The sequence below is a fragment of the Kitasatospora sp. NPDC091257 genome (assembly GCF_044757675.1).
GTDB lineage: Bacteria > Actinomycetota > Actinomycetes > Streptomycetales > Streptomycetaceae > Kitasatospora > Kitasatospora lactacystinica.
In genome coordinates, this window is record NZ_JBIVVI010000551.1 from 1 (window position 1) to 5,795 (window position 5,795).

Genomic DNA, 5,795 nt, shown 5'->3' on the forward strand with positions numbered 1-5,795 from the left:
CCCCCATGCCTCCGCGAGGCCCTCGACCAGCAGGTAGAGCGCCAGCAGTTCGGCGGTGTAGGTCTTGGTGGCCGGCAGCGCCTTCTCCGGGCCGGCCAGCACGTCGATGTGGAACTCGGAGACCTCGGCCAGCGGCGAGGCGGCGTTGTTGGTCACCGCGAGCGTGATGGCGCCGGCCTCGCGGGCCGCCTTGGTGGAGGCCACCAGGTCGGGCGAGCCGCCGGACTGGCTGACGGTGACGACCAGGACGTCGGTGAGGTCCGGCTTGGCGCCGTACGCGGTGGTGGTGGACATCGAGGTCAGGCCGGCCGGCTTGCCGAGCAGGATCTCGATCAGGTACTTGGCGTACAGCGCGGCGTTGTCGGACGTGCCGCGCGCGGTGAGCAGGACGAAGCGCGGGTTGCGGGCGGCGATCTGCGCGGCGACCTCGCGGATCTTCGGGGCGCCCTCGTCGAGGATGCGCCGGAGGACGGCCGGCTGCTCGGCCATCTCCGCCGCCATGATCCGGCCGGGGACGGAAACAGTCTGCGGGTCGGACATCTGGGTCTGCCTCCGATGAGACGGTTCGACCCCGCTCGGGCGGCTGCCCGGCGGGGACCTCCACGGCGGCGAGTCCGCACACTCGCTGCGGTCCTTCGTGCGGCAATCCTACGGTCGCACCTGCCGCCGGGCACCTCCGTCCGCACGCCCGCGCGCACCCGGCGCGCCCCGGCGGCGCACGCCCGCGGCACGCGCCCGCACGGTCGGGAGGGGCGCGTGGCCGCGGGCGCGACGGAAGGTCAGGACGCCTTGTTGATCAGCTGGTCGATCGCGGCGTCGGCCTCCTTGGTGGCCTGGTCCACCGACTTGCCCTTGAGGATCGCGGTCAGCATGTCCGGGATGACCTTCTGCTTCTCGACCGCGGCCCAGCCGGGGGCCAGCGGGGTGAACCAGGCGTCCGGGACGGCGTTGGCCGCGGCGGCGGTGGTCGGCTTGTTCTTCAGCGGGTTCAGCTGGGTCAGGTTGTTCGGCAGGATGTCCTTGTCGGCCAGCGCCTGCTCGGACTTGGTGCTGGTGAACATCCGGATCCAGTCGGTGGCCAGCGCCACCTGCTGGGACTTGGCGGTGACGGCGAGGTCGGAGCCGCCGATGAAGGTCGGCAGCGGCTTGCCGTCGGGGCCGGGCATGGTGGCCACCTTGACGGCGTCCTTGAGGCTCGGGTCGCCGGTGACCGGGGCGGTGACGCTGGCCGCCTCGTAGCCGTTGCCGTAGAAGGACGCGGCGTGCCCGCGGGCCATCGACTCGAACTGGTTCTGCTCGTTCACCGTCAGGTCGCCCTTGTTGTACTTGCGCACCAGGTCGACGAAGTGGCTGACGCCCTGCTGGGACTTGGGGTCGTGCAGGGTGCCGTGCCAGTTGCCGGAGCTGTCGAACTTGGCGATGCTGCCGCCGTACGCGGCCACGTAGCTCATCGCGGCGTACCAGTACGGGCCGGGCAGGTAGAGCGGGGAGTAGGTCTTGTCGGCCTTGTTGCGGTCCGCGACCTTGTCCAGCGCGGCCAGCAGGTCCGCCTCGGTCTTCGGGAAGTCGGCGCTGCCGGTGGCCTGCTGGAAGGCGGCGGAGTTGTAGATGGCGACCCGGGAGCCGGCGTAGTAGGGCACGCACCAGAGCTTGTCCTGGTAGGTGCAGGTGTTGGCGAGCGCCTTGATCCAGCTGTCGGAGTTGTCGAAGGTGCTGCGGTCCACCGGGGCCAGCGCGCCGGAGAGCACGTACTTCATGGTCTCGGTGTTGCCCAGCTCGACCACGTCGGGGGCGCTGCCGTCGGCGATGGCCTTGTCGAGCTTGCCCACCTTGTCGGCCCAGCCCTGGTACACGAGCTTGAGGCTGACGTTCGGGTACCTCGCCGCGAACTCGTCGTTGACCCGCTGGACCAGGTCCGGCCAGTTCTTCTGGGCGTCGTCCATCAGCCAGACGGTGACGGTGCCGCCGGCGGCCTTCGGGTCCGCGGAGCCGCCCGCGCCGCTGTCGCCCGCCGGCTTCGCGGTCGAGGAACAGGCCGTCAGACCGACTGCCAGTGCCATGGTCCCGAGCGTCGAGATGAGCTGACGCTTCTTCACGCCGTCCTCCGAGGGTTGTAGAGCCGTCTTGCCCGCCGGCAGCGTGATTGGCGCCCGCGGCGGAGAGTCCGGACAGGGGGCGGCGAAGAGCTTCGGGGTGGGCCGATACCACATCCGGCGAGGTTGAATCTCGAACCGGATGACTGGACTCTGGCCTAGACCATAGGTGGTGTCAACGACCAAAAGCCCTCCTTGGGACGGCCGTTGCAGAGCTGTTGTACCGCGTGGCCGCCAGTTGTCGTTCCGTCACCCTAAGTGGGCCTTAAGGTGGATTTAAGGCCCACTTGAGGGAACACGGTCACTCGACGAACCCGCAGGTCAACGCCGGGGAAACGGAACGGGCCCGTCATGCGACATGCGCATGACGGGCCCGTGGGCCGACGCCCACCGGACACGGCCGGTGACGTCTCGTCGAACGGTTCAGCCGATCGCTCCCGGCTGCCCGGTGAGGACCTCCACGGCCGCCAGTCCGCAGACCCGGGCGGCGCCGTGGGTGGCGATGTGGAGCGCCCCGACCGGCTCGGACTGGGGCAGGCCCATCTCGACCACGGCGGCGTCCGGCCGGGCCGCCACCAGACGGCCCAGCGCCGCGGCCATCCACCCGTGCCGGTGCGCGTCGCGGACCACCAGCACCAGGCGGCGGCCCTCGGCGGCGGCCAGCAGCTCGTCGACCAGCGCGTCCAGCAGCTCCGGCGCGGCGTCGGCCGCCGACACCTCGCGGGTGCGGGTGCCGGGGAAGCGGTCGGCCAGCATGCCCGCCACACCCCACGGGGTGACGTCGCCGACGGCGATGTTCGGCTCGTCCGAGAACGAGGCCACGTACGGGCGCTCGCTCACCGGCGGCACGGTCAGGCCCGGCGCCCGGACCACCCTGAGCGCCCGGCGCGCGGCCCGCAGACCGACCGCCAGGTCCGGCTCGACCCGCTCGCCCTGGGCCGCGATCCGGCCCCAGCTGCCCAGCGCCCGCACCCGCGCGGCCGCGTCCGCCAGCCGCTCCTCGGCGAGCCGGCCGGAGCGCACGCCCGCCACGATGGCGTCGCGCAGCATCAGCACGGTCTCCTCGTCGGCGAGCCCGCCGCCGACGCAGATCGCGTCCGCGCCGGCCGCCAGGGCCAGTACGGTGCCCTCGCCCATCCCGAAGGTGTCGGCGATGGCGCCCATCTCGATCGCGTCGCTGACGATCAGGCCCTGGTAGCCGAGGCCGCCGTCGGCCGGGGCCGCGCGCAGCAGGTCGCGCAGCACGGCCGGGCTCAGGGTGGCGGGCAGCTTCGGGTCCAGCGCCGGGATCATGATGTGGGCGGTCATCACGGCCTTGGTTCCGGCCGCGATCGCCGCCTGGAACGGGATCAGGTCACGGGCCCGCAGCACGTCCAGGTCGACGTCGATGACGGGCAGCCCGTGGTGCGAGTCCACCGCGGTGTCGCCGTGGCCGGGGAAGTGCTTGGAGCAGGCGGCCACGCCGGCCGACTGCAGGCCCTCCACCCAGGCGGCGGTGTGCCGGGCGCACAGCTCGGGGTCGGCGCCGAAGGAGCGGACCCCGATGACCGGGTTGCGCGGGTTGGAGTTGACGTCCGCGGTGGGCGCCCAGTTGTAGTTGACGCCGGCCGCGGCCAGCGCCCGGCCCAGCTCGCGGGCGACGTCCCGGGTCAGCGCCGGGTCGTCGATCGCGCCGAGCGCGAGGTTGCCGGGCCAGGACGAGCCGGAGCCCGCCTCCAGCCGGGTGACATCGCCGCTCTCCTCGTCGATCGCGATCAGCAGGTCGGGGTTCTCGGCGCGCAGCGCACCGGTGAGCGCGGACAGCTGGTCGAGGTCGACCACGTTGCGGTCGAACAGCGCGACCGAGCCGAGGCCCGCGGCGAGGTGGCGGCGCAGCCACTCCGGCGGCTCGGTGCCGACGAAGCCGGGCTGGAGGACGGTCAGGGCGTCACGGTGCAGCTGGTCGCTGTCCGGCACGGTGGGAACGAGGATGCTCACGTTGACTCAGCCCTTCACTGCGCCGTCGGTCAGTCCGTTGACCGCCTTGCGCTGCAGGAAGATGAACAGGATCAGGATCGGCACGGCGAAGAGGGTGGACGCGGCCATGGTCGCGCCCCAGTCGGTGCCGAACGCGGTCTGGAACGAGGAGAGCCAGACCGGGAGGGTCTGCGCCGTCTCGTTCTTGTTCAACATGTTGACCAGCGGGAACTCGTTCCACGCGGTGATGAAGCCGAACAGCGAGGTCGACATCAGGCCGGGGGCGAGCAGCGGGAAGATCACCTTCACGAAGGCCTGGGTGCGGGTGCAGCCGTCCACCATGGCCGACTCCTCCAGCTCCTTGGGCACGGCGGCGATGAAGCCGCGCAGCGTCCAGATCGTGAAGGGCAGCACCATCATCAGGTAGAAGGCGGTCAGCGGCACCAGGCTGTTGAGCATCTCGTTGTCGCGGACGATCAGGTAGGCCGCGATGATCATGACCTCCCAGGGCGCCATCTGGGCGGCCATCACGACCAGGACGAAGCCCTTGCGGCCGCGGAAGCGCATCCGGGCGATCGCGAAGGCGGCCAGGGTGGCGATCACCAGCGAGCCGAGCACCGCGCCGACGGTGACGATCAGGCTGTTGCTGACGTACGTCCAGAAGTTCGGGACGTGCACGGCCCGGTCGAAGTGCTCGAACGTGCCGTTCAGCGGCAGGAAGACGGGGTCCCGGCTGACGATGTCCTTGTTCTGCTTGAACGCGGTCGAGAACATCCAGTAGACGGGGAAGATGAAGAAGACGAAGAGGACGACCGCGATCAGGTTCGGCCAGGTGCGTCCGATGAGCGAGCGCCTCACAGCTCGTCCTCCTGCTTGAGAATGATGCGGAAGTAGTAGGCCATCAGCGCGCCCAGCATCACGATGGTGAGCACCGCGATCGCGGAGCCGACGCCGAAGTGCTGCGACCCGATGCCTTCGAGGAAGGCGTGCACCGGCAGGGTGCGGGTCAGGCCGTCCGGTCCGCCCTTGTTGATCAGGTAGACCTGGGTGAAGGCCTTGAACACCCAGATGACCTCAAGGAAGGTCGTGGCCAGGAGGAAGGGCTTCATGATCGGGTAGATCACCGAGGTCCAGATCTTGCCCGAGCCGGCGCCGTCCATCCGGGCGGCCTCGTAGAGCTCCTTGGGGATCGTGGTCAGGCCCGCGTACATGTTGAACGCCACGAACGGGACCGACTGCCACACGATCAGCAGGATGATCACGAAGAAGGTGGAGTACTGGCCGCTGGTCCAGTTGAAGTGGGCCATGGCGTGCCAGCCCAGCTTGTCCAGGAACCAGTTGACGACACCGAAGTTCTGGTCGAAGAGCCAGGTGTAGACGGTGGTCGCGGCGACCACCGGCATCGCCCAGGCCAGCAGCAGGCCGACCGAGAGCAGCAGCCGCATCCGCTTGCCGAGGGTGTTGAGCAGCAGGCCGACCAGCGTGCCGAACACCATGATCAGCACGACGTTGACCACCGTGAAGACCACCGTGCGCAGGGTGATCGCCCAGAACTCCGAACTACCCAGCTGGTCGGTGTAGTTGGAGAAGCCCGTCCACTCGGTCAGGTGCTGGATGAACTGCCGCCTGTTGAGGTTCTGGGCCGAGACCACCACCGTCTCGATCAGCGGCCAGACCAGCAGGACGAGGGTCGCCGCGATGGCCGGCAGCAGCAGTAGGTAGGGGGCGAACCTGGAGGCCGCACTG

Annotated in this window: 5 protein-coding genes; all 5 read right to left on the reverse strand. The window is 70.0% G+C overall.

What is annotated here, in order from left to right; translation table 11 throughout:
• A partial coding sequence (locus ACIQOV_RS24060; RefSeq protein WP_401051604.1) for an SIS domain-containing protein occupies positions 1–540 on the reverse strand: 540 nt, incomplete at its 3' end.
• A gap of 239 nt (positions 541–779) precedes the next feature.
• Positions 780–2,060, reverse strand: coding sequence for an extracellular solute-binding protein (locus ACIQOV_RS24065; protein WP_401051607.1), 1,281 nt, complete (start codon positions 2,058–2,060; stop codon positions 780–782).
• Positions 2,061–2,516: 456 nt separating this feature from the next.
• Positions 2,517–4,070, reverse strand: coding sequence for a glycoside hydrolase family 3 protein (locus tag ACIQOV_RS24070; protein WP_387695201.1), 1,554 nt, complete (start codon positions 4,068–4,070; stop codon positions 2,517–2,519).
• Positions 4,071–4,076: 6 nt separating this feature from the next.
• Positions 4,077–4,907 carry a carbohydrate ABC transporter permease gene (locus ACIQOV_RS24075; RefSeq protein WP_380548221.1) on the reverse strand — a complete coding sequence of 277 codons (831 nt, stop codon included), beginning with the start codon at positions 4,905–4,907 and terminating at the stop codon, positions 4,077–4,079.
• Positions 4,904–5,795: carbohydrate ABC transporter permease (locus tag ACIQOV_RS24080; RefSeq protein WP_401051611.1), on the reverse strand; the 892-nt coding region annotated here is incomplete at its 5' end. The genes ACIQOV_RS24080 and ACIQOV_RS24075, both read right to left, overlap by 4 nt.